Below are 18124 nucleotides of genomic sequence, written 5' to 3' on the forward strand. Positions count from 1 at the left end.
CCAGGGGTGCTCCGTATGCTCTCTGCGCTGACGGTCGCCCGGCCTTCCTTCATCCAAACTGTCTCTCGATAGTATAGCTGGGGAAATCACCCCGGAATACGCCGAAGCTGTATTCCAGAGGGGAACCGTCGGCCAAATACGTAAAAGTTCTCACTTGCAGGCAGGGGGAGCCTTCTTTGACACCAAGCAGCCTGCTGGCTGTTTTGTCCGCGAGTACAGGCTTCAGCTGCTCCACAGAGCGGTGCGCCTTCAGGTTATACTCTGACTCAAGGAAGGAGAAGAGCGATCCATCCTTATATTCATTAATGAGCCCCGGGGCGAGATCCCAGGCAATATAAGTAGTCTCATACAAGAGCGGTTCATTATCGGCATAGCGGAGCCGCAATAGCTGGTTTACCGGTGCTTTCAACGGAATATTGAGGAATTCATTGAGCGGGATTTCCGCAGGTGTCACTTTGGCTTCAATAATTGTACTGGTCGGCTCTTTGCCGCTCATCAGCACATCTTCAGTGAAGCTTCGTTTCTGGTTAAGCTGGAGCTCCTTACGTTTGACAAAGGTGCCCTTACCCTGGTGCCGCTCAAGAATATCCTGAACCTCCAGTTCGCTGAGCGCGAGGCGGATGGTGGTCCGGCTGGCGGAGAACATCTCGCATAACGCGGCTTCGGTGGGAAGCTTCTCTCCGACAGCATAGAAGCCGGATTGGATCTGTTTGAGCAGTTGTTCTTTAATATTGAAATATAATGTATTATTTGTTCTCTTTGTCATTACAAGTTTCCTCCGATGCCAATTTGTTATATTATATCACGGAAAAAGAGCAGGAGAAACCATATGGAAATGACGGGATTTTGAATCCATAATGTGTGCACCCTTTGCCGGGTATAGAGATTGACAAATCATTTGAGCGATTAGAAAATCCAATGAGGAGAAAAAAGGTTAAAAAAGGACATGTATTTGTAGGAACAATAAATAGAATTGTTATTATAAACATCTAACCGGGGCAATAATAGAGCATTTCAAGAGAGACGGAGGAAATCACAAATGAAGAAGAAACACTTGAAAATCGCAGTCATCGGAGGAGGTTCCTCCTATACGCCGGAGCTTGTTGAAGGGCTGATCCGGTATCATGATGAATTTCCGGTTGCTGAGCTGTATCTGGCAGATATCGAGGCAGGGGCGGACAAGCTGAGAATCATAGGCGAACTGGCGCAGCGTATGATTGATGCAAGCGGGAAGCCTATCAGGCTGCATACGACACTGGACCGGCGCGAAGCGATTCGCGGTGCGGATTTTGTCGCTACGCAGATCCGTGTCGGCATGCTGGATGCACGCTCCAGAGATGAGAAGATCCCGCTGGCCCACCATTTAATCGGCCAGGAGACGACGGGCGCGGGCGGGTTCGCCAAGGCGCTTCGCACCATTCCGGTCATTCTGGACATTTGCCGGGATATCGAGGAGCTGGCTCCGGGTGCGTTCATGATTAACTTCACCAACCCGGCCGGTATCATTACGGAAGCCGTCTCGAAGCATTCCCGGGTCAAGTCTGTGGGGCTATGCAATCTTCCGATAAGCACGAAGATGCAGATCGCTGAGCTGTACGGGGTTCCGCAATCGGAAATGTTCATTGAGATTGTCGGGATCAATCACCTCAACTGGACGACCCGGGTGCTGATTGAAGGGGAGGACATGACGGAGGACTTTCTCAATAAGCTGTCGGGAGCCAAGGGGCCTTCGATGGCCAACATCCCCGATCTGGAGTGGGATTCGGAGTTCATTCAGTCCGTAGGTGCACTTCCCTGCCCGTATCACCGTTACTACTATATGAAGGAAGAGATGTACCGGGAGATCTCTGAGCATTATCAGGAGAGCGGCAAGACACGTGCCGATGATGTGAAGGAAGTAGAAGCCGAGCTGTTCGAGATCTATAAGCAGCCTGAAGTGAACAGTAAGCCGGCTCAATTGGAGAAACGCGGCGGTGCCTACTATTCGGAAGCGGCGGTTCAATTGATGAAGTCTATCTATAATGATACCGGCGATATTCAGACCGTCAATGTGCGTAATCAGGGGGTTATTCCGGATCTTCCGGGTGATGTCTCCATTGAGATCAACTGTGTCATCAAATCCGATGGGCCGCATGCGCTTGCACCAAGCAAGCCACTTCCCCCGCAGATCCGAGGTCTGCTGCAGGTAGTGAAGGCTTACGAGGAGTTGACCATAGATGCTGCAGTAAGAGGAGATTATGCCTCTGCACTGCAGGCCCTGACGATCCATCCGCTGGTGGGTGACGAGCGGATCGCCAAGGAAGTACTGGCCGACATTCTGGAGCAGAATGCTGAGTACCTGCCCCAATTCCAGGTGCGGGCAAGATAAACCCGGGAATAACGGCATCAGCCCCTTTCTGCAGCGCCGATTAGCTGCTGAAAGGGGCTGATGTTATGCATGGCAGCCGTGCGTCCTGTTATACCGGGACCTCCCGGGTGCTAGGTTCCATCGGGGAGCTGCAGAGCGGACACGGCTTCGAGGTCAGGTGATCCTCTGCGCCGCCCGCCTTCTTGCGGGTCCAGCCCGGACAGGCTTTGCCGGTGCACTGCCAGACCGGAACAGTATGTGTTCTCACTGCGGCTGAACCGTGTGTGCCGCTGCGTGTTACATGCGTTCTGTTCGGGCTGCTGGCTCCGGCGGCTGGAGCCGGTGCCTGTGGGCGGGCCGCCGAGCGGAAGGCCGCGAGCATGAAGCGCGAGACCTCCGCCTTCTTGCCCCGATGCCGGGCGGGCGAGCTGATGAACAGCTCTTCCTTGGCCCGGGTAACGGCCACATAGGCGAGCCGGCGCTCCTCCTCCAATGCGGCAATGCCCGCTTCGGCTGCGGCTTTTGCAGCCGCCGGGCTGATCACTTTGACCGAGGCCTTTGCTGGCTTGCGGTCCTTCGCACCGCCCTCCTCCAGAGCGGAGCTATGCGGCAGAATGCCTTCGGAGGCTCCGATCAGGAAGACTACGGGGAACTCCAACCCCTTGGATTTGTGAATGGTCATCAGCGCCACCCGGTTGCCTTGCTCCTTCAGCCCCGGCTGCCGGTTCTGCTCATTGCGCTCTGTTACATTGTCGATAAATTCAAGGAACAATGGAATCGTAGCGAAGCGCTCTGCTGAGGACTCCAGCTCATCGAGCATTTCCTTCAGCGTCTCCCGGTGCAGCGTAGCCTGATGCCGCTCGCTGCCTTCGATGAAATAATCGTAGAATACTGTGCGGATCTGGCGGATCGCTTGTAGCGGTGTCAGCTCCCGCAGGCCACGGATCAGGTCCAGCCGCTCGCGCAGCTTGACGCCCTTGAAATCCTCCATGCCCGGCATGGACAGCAGATGAATCAGCGGGCCCTGCTTCGCTTGCACCGCCTCCATACGCCGGATGTGCTCCATTCCCTTGTCCCGGTTCATGTAGAGTGTCGGCAGAATGTTCTCCATGGCGGCGAAGTCACGGCGGTTCACCGACAGGCGCAGGTGATCCAGCACCGGAGAGATCAGCCAATGCTCATAGAGCAGCTGGCCTTCCCCATAATCTATATAAGGAATATCGTGCAGCAGCAGCAGCTCCAGGACCGCCCGGTTGCTGCTTGTCGCGCGGTATAACAGGGCAAAATCACGGAATTCCCGGGTCCCGCTCTGAGTCTCACGCTCAATATGCTCCACAATCTGCACAGCCTCGTCATCTGCCGTCTGCGGACGCAGATAACGGGGCGGCAGGCCGCTGCTGCGGGCTGCCTGCAACGTCTTGGCGCGGCGCCGCGAATTATAGCGGATAATGCCGTTGCCCAGCCCGATGATCGCCGGACCGGACCGGTAGTTGATATCCAGTGTGATCACCTTGGCTTGCGGATACAGCTTCTCGAACTCCAGGATGAACTCGCTGCGGGCGCCGTTGAAGGAGTAGATCGTCTGGTCATCGTCGCCGACCACCATCAGGTTATCCTGCGGAGCAGCCACCATCTTCACCAGCTCATATTGCAGCGCATTCGTATCCTGGAACTCATCAACCATCACATATTGATACTGCTGCTGTAGCTCCCGCAGCAGCGCAGGCTGTTCGCGGAGCATCTGGTAGGCGAGCAGCAGCACATCGTCGAAATCGATTTTGAAATGATCGGTCTTCCACTGCTCATACTGAGCCAGGATAGCCTTCATCTCCTTCTCTGCCTCGGTAGTCTCCGGCAGCTGCCCGGGCAAGCCCATATTCATCTTGCAGGCGGAGAGCATGCTGAGCAGATTCTCCGGCGGATAAGCATCCTTCGGCAGTCCCAGCTCGCGCATAATCTGCTTCAGCAGAATATGCTGGCGGCGGGTCTCGCTGAAAATATCCTGCCGCAGTCCCTGCCGCCGCAGGAAATAAAGAAAGAACGAGTGGAACGTACGCGCCTGCAGGCGCGCAGCATCCCCCTCGTTCACCCCGGGCAGCAGGGCGATCCGCTCGCGCATCTCTGCAGCTGCCTTGCTGGAGAAGGTCAGCAGCAGCAGGCGTCCGGGGGCGATGCCGCGCACAGACAGCAAATACCCGGCTCTGCAGATCAGCACCGAGGTTTTGCCGGAGCCGGCTCCAGCCAGTGTCAGCAGCGGCCCGAGATGATGGCGTACCGCCGAGATCTGCGGCGGATTGAGCAGAATGCCGCCTGCCTCCAGCCGCCTGAAATAAGCGGCATCGCTGTCCCCCGGCTGTACCGTCTCCCGGCTTGTCCGGGCTGAGGCTACCTTCGCCTGGGGGATATCCTCACCGCTGGCTCCCAGCGGGATATTATGAAATAAGAGCTTGTTCATTATGTTCACCTTCGTTTGTTTCTGAATGCGTAATCAGTCATGCGGTTTTGGCCAGTATACACTATACCATTCCGCACTCTATTCTGCACGAGGCTATCTCCCGGATGCATTCAGCTTGGCCAGAAAAGAATTCACCTTGCGCTCGTACAGCCGGGGCTGGTCCTCCTTGATCTCCTCCAGCAGGAAGGCCAGGCACTGCCGGATTCTTGGCGGCATACGGACGGCGATCTCGGCGTAATCCTTGCGGTAGCGGTCGTCCTGGAGAATTCTTTGATTCAGCACAATCGCCCAGTTGCGGGCATGCTCCAGCATCTCCGGCAGCGACTCCAGCAGCTGGGTCAGATACATCTCCATTTGGATACTCTCTACAAAGTGAACAAGGCTGAACATCACCTCTTCCTGCTCCGTATCATCGTCGAATACTTTGAAAATCTGGTGAATGACGGCATCCTCCGTATCACCGGCCAGACCCTCCAGTGCCTGATCGAACTGCTCGCATTCCAGCTCGGTGCGCAGCAGCCGGTTCTCATATAACCGGGCAATCCCGGGGTATAGGTGGTTCATAGAGTAATTCCTCCCAGCAGAAAATAACGCCATTTATCATAAAGTCCACTTTTTGACAGATAATACTAATATATTGAACAAAGGACTAGCTGATTATAACAGATAGACAAATAGAAGTGAGGTATGGAGGGATATCATGTTTATTCCGGTGCTTATGGAATTAACCAATGCCGAACGGTTGACGCTCATTCTATATTTGGCAGTCAACCTGGGCGCCATCTCATTATTATGCTTTCGGCGCTCGGGAACCGACCGCCGCTAGCGGAAACAGCCTTCATTTGAAGGCTGTTTTGCTGTTCAGAAGATGCCGCAGTCCCGCCGCAACACCGTTCTCCGTATGGCTCAACGTAATGAAGTCGGCGGTCTGCTTCAGCACGGGGGCGGCATTCTCCATGGCAATCTTGTACCCCGCCATCTCGAACATAGGCAGATCATTGTAGCTGTCGCCCATCACCGCCACTTGCTCCGCAGGAATCCCGTAATGGGCTGCGAGCATGCTAACACCGGTGCCCTTATTCGCTTCCTTATGGTTGATCTCGATATTGTTGACATGCGATGCGGTAATAATCAGCCCGGGAATGGCGGCGAACCGCACAGAGGCTTCCTTCAGCAGTTCACGGTTCAGCGAGAAGACCAGAGTCTTATAGATCAGATTCTCTTCCTTGCTCCAGACGTCCTCCATCTTCTCCACGTAGGTTACCGCTGCCTGCTGGAACTGCTGGTCTACCATCGCCTGGAGCAGCCAGGCTAATTCCTCGGGTACCTCAGTATCCTTAAGAGTAGCCAGCTTCTCCAGCTGTACCCGCTTGTCCAGCTCTACATATACGTTATCCTCAGTGTATACCTCGTAATACAATTCAGGAATTTCATTCATCCAGCGCAGTGCGGGGATAATATCCTCTTTGTTCAGTGGAGTGCTTGCCGCCACCGTCCGGTCAGCCAGCGTGATCACAGCACCGTTAAGACTCACCACAGGGCACTCCAGATCAGCCAGCCGCAGCTGCCGTTCAGCATCCATGTAGGAACGGCCCGTAGCGATAATCACGATATGCCCCAGGCGCTGTGCTTGAAGAATAGCCTCTTTATTCTCGTTGCTGATTTCACCCTCCGCATTGAGCAGTGTTCCGTCCATATCCAGTGCAATAAGCATGTGATTGTTCTCCTGTTCTATCTGTTTATTTTAGGTTCCCCTGTAAGGGCGCGCAGGCTTTGCCTGTATTTTATCATGATTGACGAGCAGATTCGAAATGAAAGTGCTTATCTATAGTATTGCAGTATAGATTGGCCGCTGCATGCAGCTTGACGGATTTTCAGAAAAGAGTGCTCCCGTGGTACAATGTAAGGCAGACCTGTAACCTGACAGCCTGGTTCGTCTTCTGCATGAGCAAGGGATGATGACCGGGATGCAAGCGGCATGGGGTCGCTATGTAAGGGGGAAAAGATACTGATGAAATCCAGAAATTTAGCTACGATCTCTCTGGCTATTATGGCCTGCGGCTTTCTGTTCACCTTGTTTCTGCCGGAGAATCTGGCAGTTATTCTGCTGAGAGGCGGCTTCGAGGCAGGTCTGGTCGGAGGAATCGCCGACTGGTTTGCTGTGACAGCGCTGTTTCGTCACCCGCTGGGCCTTAGAATTCCTCATACCTCGCTGCTGCTGAAGAACCGGGATAAGCTGATCCAGTCCCTGATCTCTGCGATGGAGAATGAACTGCTGAACAAGGAGAGCATTGAGAACAAGCTGCGCACCTTCAATATAGTCTCGCTTGGAGCTGGCGTACTGACCCGGTTCTTCTCCAGAAAGAAAGCGCGGCAGGAAGTGCTGGAGCAGCTGAAGGGCTTCGTGCTGCGGCTTCCGGTAGAGCAGGCTGTTCCATATATTCAATCGGCAGCAGCAAGCTATCTGCGTGAAGCTAAGCTCGGAGTCGCAGCAGATACCATAGCAACCAGCCTGATGAATGAGGGCAAGGATATTGCAGCCCTTGATTTTGCGCTGGAGGGGATCTCCGCCTGGAGCGGACGCCCGGAGACGCGGGCCATGCTGGGCAAGATCGCCAGTGAGAAGCTGGCCGAGGTTAAGCTTGGCGGACTGAAGGGAATGGCCTTCCAGGCCTTCGTCGGGTTCGTGGATGCTGATATGCTAGGGGAAATGCTCCAGGGTATGGTACAGTCTACGATCCGTGACTTTAAGGAAGAGGACAGCCCTTACCGGGAGGAGGTCATCCGGGAGATCCGGGTGGCTCTGTTCCAGCTGCTGAGCGATGAAGAACGGATTGCCTCACTGAAGAATTGGGCGCTGAATGAGCTTCAAGGGGAAGCCGCTGCCGCATTTGTACTACAGCAGCTGCAAGGGCTGCGCGGCAAGGCGGTTACGCTGCTGGAAGAGGACCGGGGCCGGGGCGGGCGCAGGCTGTTCTCGCTGTATGCCGCGCTGGTCCGGCGGGTTAGCCAGGAGAAGGAATGGATTCAGACATCAGAGGACCGGATTCGCGGTACACTGATCTCCTTCGTGGAAGCTAATCATTACCGGATCGGGCAACTGGTCAAGGAGAACCTCGATCAGATGGACGATGCCGCTCTGGTGAATATGCTGGAGGAGAAGGTCGGCAAGGATCTGCAGTGGATTCGTGTCAACGGGGCCGTCTGCGGCTTTGTGGTCGGGCTGGGACTTACCGTGATCCAGCTGATCTGATCATCGCAAGACCAGGAATTCATAAAGGCAGCAAGGCAGTCCCCGGTCGTCCGTGAAGACGGAGAGCGGGGGGATGCTTTGCTGCCTCTTTCATGGAAATAGAAGGATAATGTATATGTTTCACGCTATACATTATCCTTCTATTTCTCGCCAAAACGGTACCGTCCTGTAAAAGGACGGCAAAGCTGTCTCCACTTGTATGCGTCAATATAGCAGGGCGAAGGTTTTCTTTCTCTATAGCTGATTCTTGCCGTTACTGATGGTGAAGACCTCCTGTACAGGCAGGACAAAGATTTTGCCGTCGCCGAAGGAGCCATGCTCACCGGATCTGGCCGTACGCATAATAATGCTGATGACGTCATCCTTGTCTTCATCCTGAATGACGATCATCAGCAGCTTCTTGGAGATTTGGTTGTAATGGTTGGTTCCGACCTGAATGCCCTTTTGCTTGCCGCGCCCGAGCAGATCCATCTTGCTGATGGAGGGGAAGCCGGCCAGCAGCAATTCGGCCATTACTTCATCCGCTTTCTCAGGTCTTACGATAGCTTTGATCATTAACATAACGATGCACCCTTTCTACAGCGAATAATAGGTTGTAGGGGGTTGCCAATATCTCGGTGGCTTACTGTATAGTGCATTTGTTTAATGGCAACGCTTACACGTGTAGTATATTATTAACTCCGGCTGCATCCTGCGAGAAGGATCACAAAATCCGTATTACACATTGTCGTATCCTGACTGGACTTACAGTTCGGCGCTGTCCGCCCGCCAGGAAAGTATTTCAAGGTAAAGTGTTGTGCCCCTCGTTAACCGGAGGAGCCTTCTAGAAGGATGCTTCCTCTGGTTAACGTGAAGGAACCAGCTTCAGATAAATATTCTCCAGCAGCTCTGCGGTATGCTGCCACTCATACATCTGCAGCGCATCACTTCTTCCCTGCAGTCCGATCCTTGCGGCAAGGTCCGGATTGCGGCCGATCTGCAGCATACGGCTGGCAAAAGCAGCGGGGTTCCTGTACTGCTTCACCAGATAGCCGTTACGGCCCGAATCAATAATCTCCCGGATTCCGCCGTTGCTGGAGGCAATTACCGGCAGCCCCGAGGCCATTGCCTCCACATTCACCAGCCCGAAGGCTTCATGCTGCTGGGAGGGGCAGATAAAGCAGTCGGCAGCCTGATACATACTGTGGATATCCTCATGGGGAATATTGCCGAGAAATGACACCTGTACGCTCAGCCGCCGGGCAAGGGCTCTCAGCTGCCGGAGATACGGCGGCTTCCCTTTGCCCGCGATCAGCAGCCGTGCGGGCATATGCCGGTTCAGGCGGTGCATGGCCCGGAGCAGCACAGGCACTCCCTTGCGCGGAATGACCCGGCCTACGAACAGGACCGTGAAGCCGGGGCCAAGACCATGCAGCGTGCGCAGGCGCGCCTTCTCCTGCGCAGATGCAGGAGTGAAGCGCGACAGGTCTGCTCCCAGAGGAACCACGCGAAGCTTGCTGCGGATGCCGGGGAACCTCCGGATAAGCCGCTGCTCCAGGGAGCTGCTGTTGGCCGTGACGGCATCGGCCAGGGCCAGGCAACGGGCGATGCCGGGCTGCTGCGGCACGAATGTGAGAGAGTGAAGGAATATCATCACCGGAGTGCCGGGGTACTGCCGCTTCACAGCCGCCGCCAGCCGCGGCCGGTTGTCGATCTGAATAAGATCGAACGGCTCTGAGGCTTCCAGGAATGTAAGAACGGAGCTGCGGTACCGGGAAGGGGTGCCTGAGGGCAGCCGGATGAACTGGACCTGCTCGAGCTCATCCGTGTCAGGAAGCCCGGCGGCTCTGCGGCTCACAATGGTTACCTTGTGTCTCTTGGTCAGCCTGCGTGCGATATTCCAGATGCAAATCTCCACAGAGCCGTCCCCGGGAACCGTGAACTGCTCCGGTGCAATCATGCAGATGTGCATTGTGGCTGCTCCTCCCGCTGCATAGTAGTTAGGGTTCTTAACCTAACATATGCGTTCAGGCGTGCAGAAGACACAGGAGCAAGCAGGGAGCGGCCATCTGCGGTCTAGCTGCCTGTCTGTCTAAGAGTAGCTGCAATGACTCCGGCAATCGTCTGCTCATACTCCAGGATCTTCAGCTTCCCCGCCGCGATCTGCTTGTACCCGGCGACCATAGAAGATAAGGATTGTCCGGCCAGAGCCGGATTCTGCTTGCGGATAGCCGCTTTGAAGTCACTCCAATCTGCCGTTAGCCGCTTGTTCAGGGCAGAGACTGCGCTTTTCTGTGATTTGATTAAGCTTTGCGGTCTGTCAATGCCCGCCAGGGTCTTACGGGCAGCGGCCATCCGGCGGGTACGGGTATCCTTGGCGGCCTTGAGCAGCGCTTCCTTGTCGCGGATCTCCTGGCGGGCAATCTGGACCAGCAGCTTCATGGCTTCCGACTGGGCCTTCAGGACGGAGTTCAGCGTCTTGTCCTTCAGTCCCTTGAGCAGGGAGATCCGCTTGTTCAGCGCGCTGTATTGATCGAACAGCGGCTGATAACGCTGCTTGGCACTGCTGACGGCGGCGCTCAGCTTGGCGATGGAGGCCTGGTCCATATTCTTGATGGACTCCCGGACTGCATTCAACGCCTCTGTATTCTGATCATGGAGCGTCCTGATCTGCACCTCCCGGCTGTCATACCCAGCAGACAGGGTGGTCAGCTCTGTGAACTGGCTCTTCATCCGGGCGCGGGCAGTGCTGTCCGCCTTCGCAGCAGTCAGGTCAAAGGAAGCCTGAACCGATGAGGTTATCACCGTCGCCGCTGCCGAAGCCGGACCGGCCGGGAAGCTTAGGGCAAGGGCAATCAAGAGGGACAGCAGCAGACAACTTGGCTTATACAGATTGTTCATTAACATTCCTCCGCTTGTCTTCATGTCCCGGAACACAAAGAAAGCACCCGCAGTAAAGGCCAACAGGCCTCTATTACGGGTGCTTCCGGCGTAATGAGTCACGAAGATAGTTTTGCTTTTTATTATAGATATAATATCTTATTTTTGTCAATATTATCAATTTTAACTTATGCGAATCAAGGGGAAGGACCTTCATTTCATTCCGTGACGGTCTTATCGTATACTGTGAAGGAAGAACGTCAAGTAAAGCACAACAGAGGGTCAGCAGAAGCGCCAGCCCCAAGATGAAGGAGGCCTTAGGTGATGGATAACCTGGCTAGGAATAACAGCATTCTCGATCAAGCCTTCCAGTTATCTCCGGTGGGGATGGCTGTATTGTCTCCGGAAGGAGGCAGATGGATGAAGATTAATCCTGCTTTTTGCAATATGCTGGGCTGCACTGAGCCTGAATTTCTCTCAGGGACTCTATCGGGGGCCGGCCGGGACCTGCAGGAAGAATTCTCTATTCAGCGAATCGGGACAGAGCTTGCACAGCGGCAGGGACAGCCTCTACAGGTGGAGCAGCGGTTCTCCGGCATTGACGGGCAGCCGTTCTGGCTCGCCCTGACCTTCATTCCGGCCCAAGAGGAGCCTTCCGGCCGGACCGTTATTGTATATGCACAGGATGTAACAGACCGCAAAATTGCTGACCAGCTGACCGTAGACAGCCGCGATCTGTACAATTTATTCATAAAAGACGATCAGAGCATGATCTCCTTCTCCCTGCCCGACGGGACGATAACCTTCATATCGCCGTCCTCCTATTCCCAGATCGGATACCATCCGGAGGAGATTGTCGGCAGGAACCGCGCCGAATTCTATCACCTGGAGGATGTTGAAGCAATCAACAGCTCCGGCAGCCTGCTGAAGAACAATATCTCCAGTCGCCGCCTGCGCCATAAGGAGGGCCATTATCTATGGTTCGAGACATCCTTCCATGTGGTCTGCGGCGATAAGGGTGAAATCACACGGATTATGGGGATTGGCCGTAACGTCACCCGGCGCAAGCACAGCGAGGAGGCCCTTGCGTCCGCGCAGCGGGTGGCGCGAATAGGCTCATGGGGCTGGGATCTGGTGAAGGGCAGAATCACGTTCTCCGACGAACTGCGGCGTATTCTGCAATATAGTGTGGAGACAGGCCAAGTGAATCAGGAGGCCTTCCTGGCACTGGTCCATCCGGAAGATGTCCGGATTCTGCAGGAGGCCGTAGAACGGGCTATGGGACTAGGGGAGCCGGGGAATACGGCTTACCGGATGATTTTGCCGGATGGGGAGGTCCTGATGGTGCATGTCCAGTGGGATGTCATCCTGGGACCGGAGGGCCAGCCAGCCCAGCTGTTCGGCATGATGCAGGATATTACGGAGCGTATGCATATGGAGGAGCAGCTGCGGGAGAGTGAACGGAATTTCCGGCTGATGTCGGAGAACTCTCTCGACCTGATCTCGCGCCATGCGATTAAGGACAGTATCTTCCTGTATTGCTCACCGGCCAGCCGTTCGCTGCTCGGTTATGAGCCTGAGGAGATGATCGGCACCAGTGCCTACGATTACCTCCATCCTGATGATCTGGAGATGATTCTGAATCAGATGGCGGAGAGCGTGGATTCGGGATTGATTCCGCCGGCCTCCTACCGCTACCGCCACAAGAACGGTACCTATGTCTGGTTTGAAACGAACAGCCGGTATATTTTTGACGCGCAGGGACAGAAGACAGAGATTATTGCCGTAGGCCGTGACATTACTGAACGCAAGCAATTCGAATCGAAGCTGCAGGAGAGTGAGCAACGCTACAAATCCCTGTTTGAGTATAATCCTGCGGCGGTATATTCCATGAATCTGCAGGGCGATTATCTGACGGCGAATGCCAATCTGGAGAAGCTGAGCGGCTACTCGCTGGAGGAGCTGCTGGGGAATTATTTTGGACCGCTGGTGGCTGAGAAGGATATCCAGAAGACGCTGCATCATTTCACCCTGGCCAGCCAGGGGGAGCCGCAGAGCTATGATCTGACGCTGATCCACAAAGACGGGCATCCGGTGGAGATCAATACGATTAATATTCCAATAGTTGTGGATCATCAGGTGGTTGGGGTATATGGGATCTCCCGCGACATTACGGATCATATCAGGTACACGGAGCAGATTGAGAAGCTGAGCAATGATTATACCCTGATTCTCAATGCCGTGTCCGAAGGAATATTTGGTCTGGACAACGAGGGACGGGTCACCTTTATTAATCCTGCGGGGGCGCATATGCTGGGCTTCGAATGTGATGAGATTACCGGGCATCCTTACCTGGACCCCATCCAGCAGACCGCGCTTGACGGCAACCATTACCGGCCGGAGGAGTCTCCGCTGATGCGGGCAGTCCGGGCAGGAGAAGCTCATCAGAGCCTGGATGCGGTACTGTGGCGCAAGGACGGCTCCAGCTTCCTGGCCGAGTACCAGGTAACCCCACTGTTCGACAAGGGTGAGCGCAAGGGAGCGGTTGTTGTCTTCCGTGACATTACCGGGGAGAAGGAGATTATCAGAGCCAAGGAGCTGGCGGAGAAGGCGGACCAGGCCAAATCGGAATTTCTCGCCATCATGAGCCATGAGCTGCGTACACCGATGAACGGAATTATGGGCATGACCGATCTGCTAAGTGAGACGGAATTGACGGAAGAACAGCGGGGGTATGCCCAGATTATCAGCGAGAGCAGTGCATCCCTGCTATATATTCTTAATGAAATTCTGGATTTCAGCAAAATCGAAGCTGGTAAAATGACGCTTACCCACGAGCCGGTAAGTCTGGTGGAATTACTCGACAATATCACGGAGCTGTTCATGCCGAAGGCCCGTGAAAAGAATATTGAGCTGTCCTGCCGCATGGCTGCGGATGTGCCGGAGCTGATCATGGGAGATGCGGCCCGGCTGCGCCAGGTGCTGGTGAATCTCGTCAGCAATGCCGTGAAATTCACCGAGACGGGACAGGTCTCCATTCTGCTCAGCAGAGAATATAGCAGGGAGCGCAAGAAGCTGACGCTCAAATTCAGCGTGGCCGATACAGGGATAGGAATCCCTTCTGAGAAGCAGCCGCTGTTGTTCCAATCCTTCTCGCAGCTGCACCCGTCCATTAACCGCAAGTATGGGGGAACCGGACTGGGGCTGGCTATCTGCAAAAAGCTGGTGGAGCTGATGGGCGGTGCCATCACTGTGGATAGCGTAGTCGGGGAAGGTTCGAATTTCTATTTCATCCTGCCTGTAGATATGGAGCTGGAGCCGGAAGGCGGCTGTGAGGATACGGTGATTGTCTCTGATCCGGCGCCGGTCTCTGAACATAGTAGCATCCCGGAAGAAGGCGAATCCGCTGCTGAATTCGGGCCTCTACGTATCTTGGTGGCGGAGGATCATCCGGTGAATCAGAAGCTGCTGGTGACTATGCTGGACAAAAGAGGCTATGCCGCCGATCTGGTCGATCATGGCGAAGCGGCGGTGCAGGCAGTGCTCCGTGAGCGGTATGATCTGGTATTCATGGATGTACAGATGCCGGGGTTGAGCGGGCTTACGGCAACGGCCAGAATCCGCGAGCAGGCGCCTGCCCCGCATCAGCCGTATATTGCAGCTGTGACAGCGTATGCCAGAAAAGAGGACCGGGAGCGCTGCTATGCGGCGGGCATGGATGACTTTGTCAGCAAGCCGTTCCTGGCTGCCGATATTGACCGGGTGCTGGAGCGTTGCAGCCATAGGGTATCCCTATGAGCCGGAGGCCTTCTGGTGAGCGATTGAAGGCGAAGGCGTATACACAGTGGGAGACAGGCGTAGCCTCGCCTTCCTCAGCCTGCGGGCCGGCGACCATGGCGGCCCTCCTGGAATATTGGCATTCGCATATGGGCCGGACGTTTATTCCGGGAATCCGTCATTTTGATTCCATGGCCGCGCATATCAATTACATCTACACCCATCATGGCGGGACGCCCTGGGGCATGAGTGCACACAGCTTTGTCAGAGGCCTCCGGGCGTACATCGGCGCAGCCCTGCCGCCTTTAAGTAACCGCTCCGACCTGATTAAGATATCCGTGTTCAATGATATCGGTCGCTACCGGGCCGAGATTGATGCCGGGCGTCCGGTCGCGCTCAAATTCGACAAGTGGTTCAGCTTCCGCTGGCGCGGAAGATATGCGTATGACTATCATTGGGTGCTGGGAATCGGTTATGAGGCTGAGGAGGACGGCTCCTGTAAGCTGATTGTCCATGACAACGGGGTGCAACATCCTGGCGGCGGTTATACGCCGGGCAGAGAACGGCAGATCTCCTATTCCGCGAATAAAAAAATACTTACAATGGTTTCGCTCAACCTGCCGGAATCGCCGGATGTGCCGTGACAGACGGGCAACTCCTATTCTGGAAGGAAGCCACCTTTAGCAAGTAAAGAACTCCTTGGAGTAAAGAGGCAGGCATTCAGTTCGTAGCGAACCATATCAGAGATAAATGTATTCTATGCAACTAAAAACACTGAAACGGGTAGAATCCCTCTTCTAATTGTAGTCTGTACAACTAAATTTGCCCGAATGGGCGAAAATCCAGGTATAGAGGGATTTTAATTGCAGGAAATACAACTAAACGTTGATTAAGCGGCACATAGGGCGATTTAGTTGTACAAATTACAATTAAGCCTACCCCTTGCAACCTAATTTTGGCCCAGTAAAGCCTCAACAAGCAATTAGTTAAAATAATTTCTCATGCATTTAAATCTGATGAGCTACAGTCTGCTTCAAGATCATGGCCGGGCCGGGGCCGGATATTTCTTGTGTCCCGGCCTTTTTGAAATATAGAATTTATATGTTGCACAGGATAACTTATCCTTCTATTTCTCGCTGAAACGTTACCGTCCTTCAAAAGGACGGAAAAGCCGTTTCCACTTGCAGAGTGTGATTCAAACGTTTGCACAAAGTTGGCGGTTAGGATAAAATTTCAAATAGAGAAAAGAGGAATTGTATAAATCCCAGGAGCCCTGCCGTATATTTAGTTAAGGGTAAAGGAGGCGGTATGCCTTGTCAGTACAGAAGGAAATGAAGGAACCGATTGATTACGGGGACCCGGCGGCTACCAGCGGAATCTCCGTCTTCGACCGGAATTTTGATGAGCTGTTCAGCTATGACGGAGAGGATCTTGGCCTAACCTATTCGGCGTCCGGCTCCGCGTTCTGTCTGTGGGCCCCGACGGCCCAGGAAGCGGAGCTGGTGCTGTATCCATCCTGGAAGGATCCTGCGCAGCGGCAGATACCCATGGTGCGAGACGTCCGGGGAACCTGGAGACTCAGCGTTCCGGGCGATCTGGATGGGATGTTCTACACCTACAGGGTGCGTATCGGGGAGTTATGGAATGAAGCGGTGGACCCGTACGCCCGCGCGATCGGCGTGAACGGGGACAGAGGGGCTATACTGGATCTGCGCAAGACCGATCCCGCGCGCTGGACGCAGGATAAGCCGCCGCTGGAGGACCCGGTGGATGCGGTGATCTATGAGCTTCACCTGCGTGACTTATCGGTTCATCCTGCCAGCGGGATTAAGCACAAAGGGCAGTACCTGGGTTTGGTGGAAGCGGGGACCCGCGGCCCAGAAGGAATTGCGACAGGGCTTGATCATATTGCCAGTCTGGGTGTTACCCATGTGCAGCTGCTGCCTATCTATGATTATGCGACAGAGAGTGTGGATGAGACACGCCTGGATGAGCCTCATTATAATTGGGGATATGATCCCAAGAATTACAATGCTCCTGAAGGCTCTTATGCATCAGATCCGTATGTTCCGGGCCTGCGCATCCGGGAGCTGAAGACAATGATTCAGGCGCTGCATGACCGCGGCCTGCGTGTCATTATGGATGTGGTCTACAACCATGTCTATGACGGCTTCCGGGTGAACTTCACCAAGCTGGTTCCCGGCTATTATCTGCGGTATAAGCAGGACGGGCGATTGTCGAACGGCTCAGGCTGCGGGAATGATACTGCTTCCGAGCGGAGGATGATGTCCCGCTTCATCGTTGAGTCCGTGCTGAACTGGGCCAGGGAATACCATATCGACGGCTTCCGCTTCGATCTGATGGGTCTTCATGATGTAGGGACTATGAACGAGATCCGCCGTCGTCTGGATGATCTGGACCCTTCGATTATGACCATTGGCGAAGGCTGGGTGATGGACACGGAGCTGGCCGAGGACCTCCGGGCCAACCAGTGCCAGGCCAATCAGATGCCGGGCATTGGCCACTTCAATGACGGCTTCCGCGATGCAGTGAAGGGTAATATATTCCTGCATGACCAGAAGGGCTTCATCAACGGTGGGTTCGGCTTCGAACGCAATGTGAAGGCAGGCATTGCCGGAGCGATCTACTACGGGCCCGGCCTCGGGCAATACGCCCAGGAGCCGCAGCAGTGTGTGAACTTCGTGGAGTGCCACGACAATCATACACTGTGGGATAAGCTGGTCTTGTCTACGGCAGGAGTGGAAGACGGGCAGCGCCGCGCTATGCACCATCTGGCCTCGGCTATGGTGCTGACGAGTCAGGGGATACCGTTCATTCATGCCGGGCAGGAGTTCCTGCGGACCAAGGACGGTGTGGAGAACAGCTATAAATCGCCAGTGGAAGTGAACTGGCTGGACTGGGAACGCTGCGCGGAACATGCCGGATCTGTAGCATACATGAAGCAGCTGATCGCGCTGCGCGCCGCTCATCCCGCCTTCCGGCTGCGTACCGCAGAGGAAATCCGCGACCATCTGGTATTCGAAGAGGCACCGGCGCAGGCGGTGGCCTTCACGCTCCGCGATCATGCCGGAGGAGAGTCTGCGGAGCATCTGTACGTTCTGTACAATGCCAACCCCGAAGGTGCAACCCTGATGCTGCCCGAACTGGGCGAATGGGACATTGTATTCGGCGAAGCGCATATTGGACGGCTGGAGAGCGGTACTTTAACCACTGCAGGAATAGGAATGATCGTACTTGCTGTGAACTAAATCATAGGTACCGGGATTATAGGTATCGCACAAAAGCAGGCTGCCGGGGCAGTCTGCTTTTTGCTGTGGCGGAAATATGCTTAGTGTATACGAGCGAAAAACCGACTACAATGTGCTGGCTGGAGGGTGAGTGGGCCGAATGTAGGCGAAAAACCGAATACAAT

12 protein-coding genes are annotated in these 18124 nt (G+C 54.8%); 5 read left to right on the plus strand and 7 right to left on the minus strand.

The window, feature by feature from the left end; translation table 11 throughout:
• Nucleotides 1-49: 49 nt before the first annotated feature.
• Complete coding sequence (locus tag J2Z70_RS20365; RefSeq protein ID WP_036723582.1) at nt 50-766, minus strand: GntR family transcriptional regulator; 717 nt, start codon at nt 764-766, stop codon at nt 50-52.
• Between the two features lie 273 nt (nt 767-1039).
• Between J2Z70_RS20365 and J2Z70_RS20370 the strand changes: the two genes are divergently transcribed.
• Complete coding sequence (locus J2Z70_RS20370; protein ID WP_209876268.1) at nt 1040-2368, plus strand: 6-phospho-beta-glucosidase; 1329 nt, start codon at nt 1040-1042, stop codon at nt 2366-2368.
• A gap of 88 nt (nt 2369-2456) precedes the next feature.
• Here the strand turns inward: J2Z70_RS20370 and J2Z70_RS20375 are convergent, their stop codons facing one another.
• From J2Z70_RS20375 to J2Z70_RS20385, 3 genes are all read right to left on the minus strand, one after another.
• Nucleotides 2457-4802: a UvrD-helicase domain-containing protein gene (locus J2Z70_RS20375; RefSeq protein ID WP_209876269.1), complete on the minus strand. Its 2346-nt coding sequence runs from the start codon at nt 4800-4802 to the stop codon at nt 2457-2459.
• Nucleotides 4803-4895: 93 nt separating this feature from the next.
• Nucleotides 4896-5366: an Imm30 family immunity protein gene (locus tag J2Z70_RS20380; RefSeq protein ID WP_209876271.1), complete on the minus strand. Its 471-nt coding sequence runs from the start codon at nt 5364-5366 to the stop codon at nt 4896-4898.
• Between the two features lie 274 nt (nt 5367-5640).
• A complete protein-coding gene (locus tag J2Z70_RS20385) occupies nt 5641-6516 on the minus strand; it encodes a Cof-type HAD-IIB family hydrolase (RefSeq protein ID WP_036723577.1) in 876 nt (291 codons plus the stop codon).
• Between the two features lie 297 nt (nt 6517-6813).
• Between J2Z70_RS20385 and J2Z70_RS20390 the strand changes: the two genes are divergently transcribed.
• On the plus strand, nt 6814-8055 hold the full coding sequence (locus J2Z70_RS20390) for a DUF445 domain-containing protein (protein ID WP_076077524.1): 1242 nt from the start codon (nt 6814-6816) through the stop codon (nt 8053-8055).
• A gap of 234 nt (nt 8056-8289) precedes the next feature.
• Here the strand turns inward: J2Z70_RS20390 and J2Z70_RS20395 are convergent, their stop codons facing one another.
• From J2Z70_RS20395 to J2Z70_RS20405, 3 genes are all read right to left on the minus strand, one after another.
• Entirely contained in the window at nt 8290-8616 is a 327-nt protein-coding gene (locus tag J2Z70_RS20395; RefSeq protein WP_036723574.1) for a P-II family nitrogen regulator, read from the minus strand.
• Between the two features lie 283 nt (nt 8617-8899).
• Nucleotides 8900-10006: a glycosyltransferase family 4 protein gene (locus J2Z70_RS20400; RefSeq protein WP_209876273.1), complete on the minus strand. Its 1107-nt coding sequence runs from the start codon at nt 10004-10006 to the stop codon at nt 8900-8902.
• 104 nt (nt 10007-10110) lie between these two features.
• Nucleotides 10111-10935 (minus strand): hypothetical protein, encoded by an 825-nt coding sequence (locus J2Z70_RS20405; protein ID WP_209876275.1) that lies wholly within the window; start codon nt 10933-10935, stop codon nt 10111-10113.
• 303 nt (nt 10936-11238) lie between these two features.
• Between J2Z70_RS20405 and J2Z70_RS20410 the strand changes: the two genes are divergently transcribed.
• The 3 genes from J2Z70_RS20410 (at nt 11239) to pulA (ending at nt 17960) form a co-directional block, all read left to right on the plus strand.
• Nucleotides 11239-14712, plus strand: coding sequence for a PAS domain S-box protein (locus J2Z70_RS20410; RefSeq protein ID WP_209876278.1), 3474 nt, complete (start codon nt 11239-11241; stop codon nt 14710-14712).
• Nucleotides 14709-15335, plus strand: coding sequence for a C39 family peptidase (locus tag J2Z70_RS20415; protein ID WP_209876279.1), 627 nt, complete (start codon nt 14709-14711; stop codon nt 15333-15335). The genes J2Z70_RS20410 and J2Z70_RS20415 overlap by 4 nt, the downstream gene beginning before the upstream one ends.
• Before the next feature lie 669 nt (nt 15336-16004).
• On the plus strand, nt 16005-17960 hold the full coding sequence (gene pulA / locus J2Z70_RS20420; protein WP_209876282.1) for a type I pullulanase: 1956 nt from the start codon (nt 16005-16007) through the stop codon (nt 17958-17960).
• The last annotated feature ends 164 nt before the right edge of the window (nt 17961-18124 follow it).

The organism is Paenibacillus silagei (assembly GCF_017874735.1).
Classification (GTDB): Bacteria; Bacillota; Bacilli; order Paenibacillales; family Paenibacillaceae; genus Paenibacillus_AQ; species Paenibacillus_AQ silagei.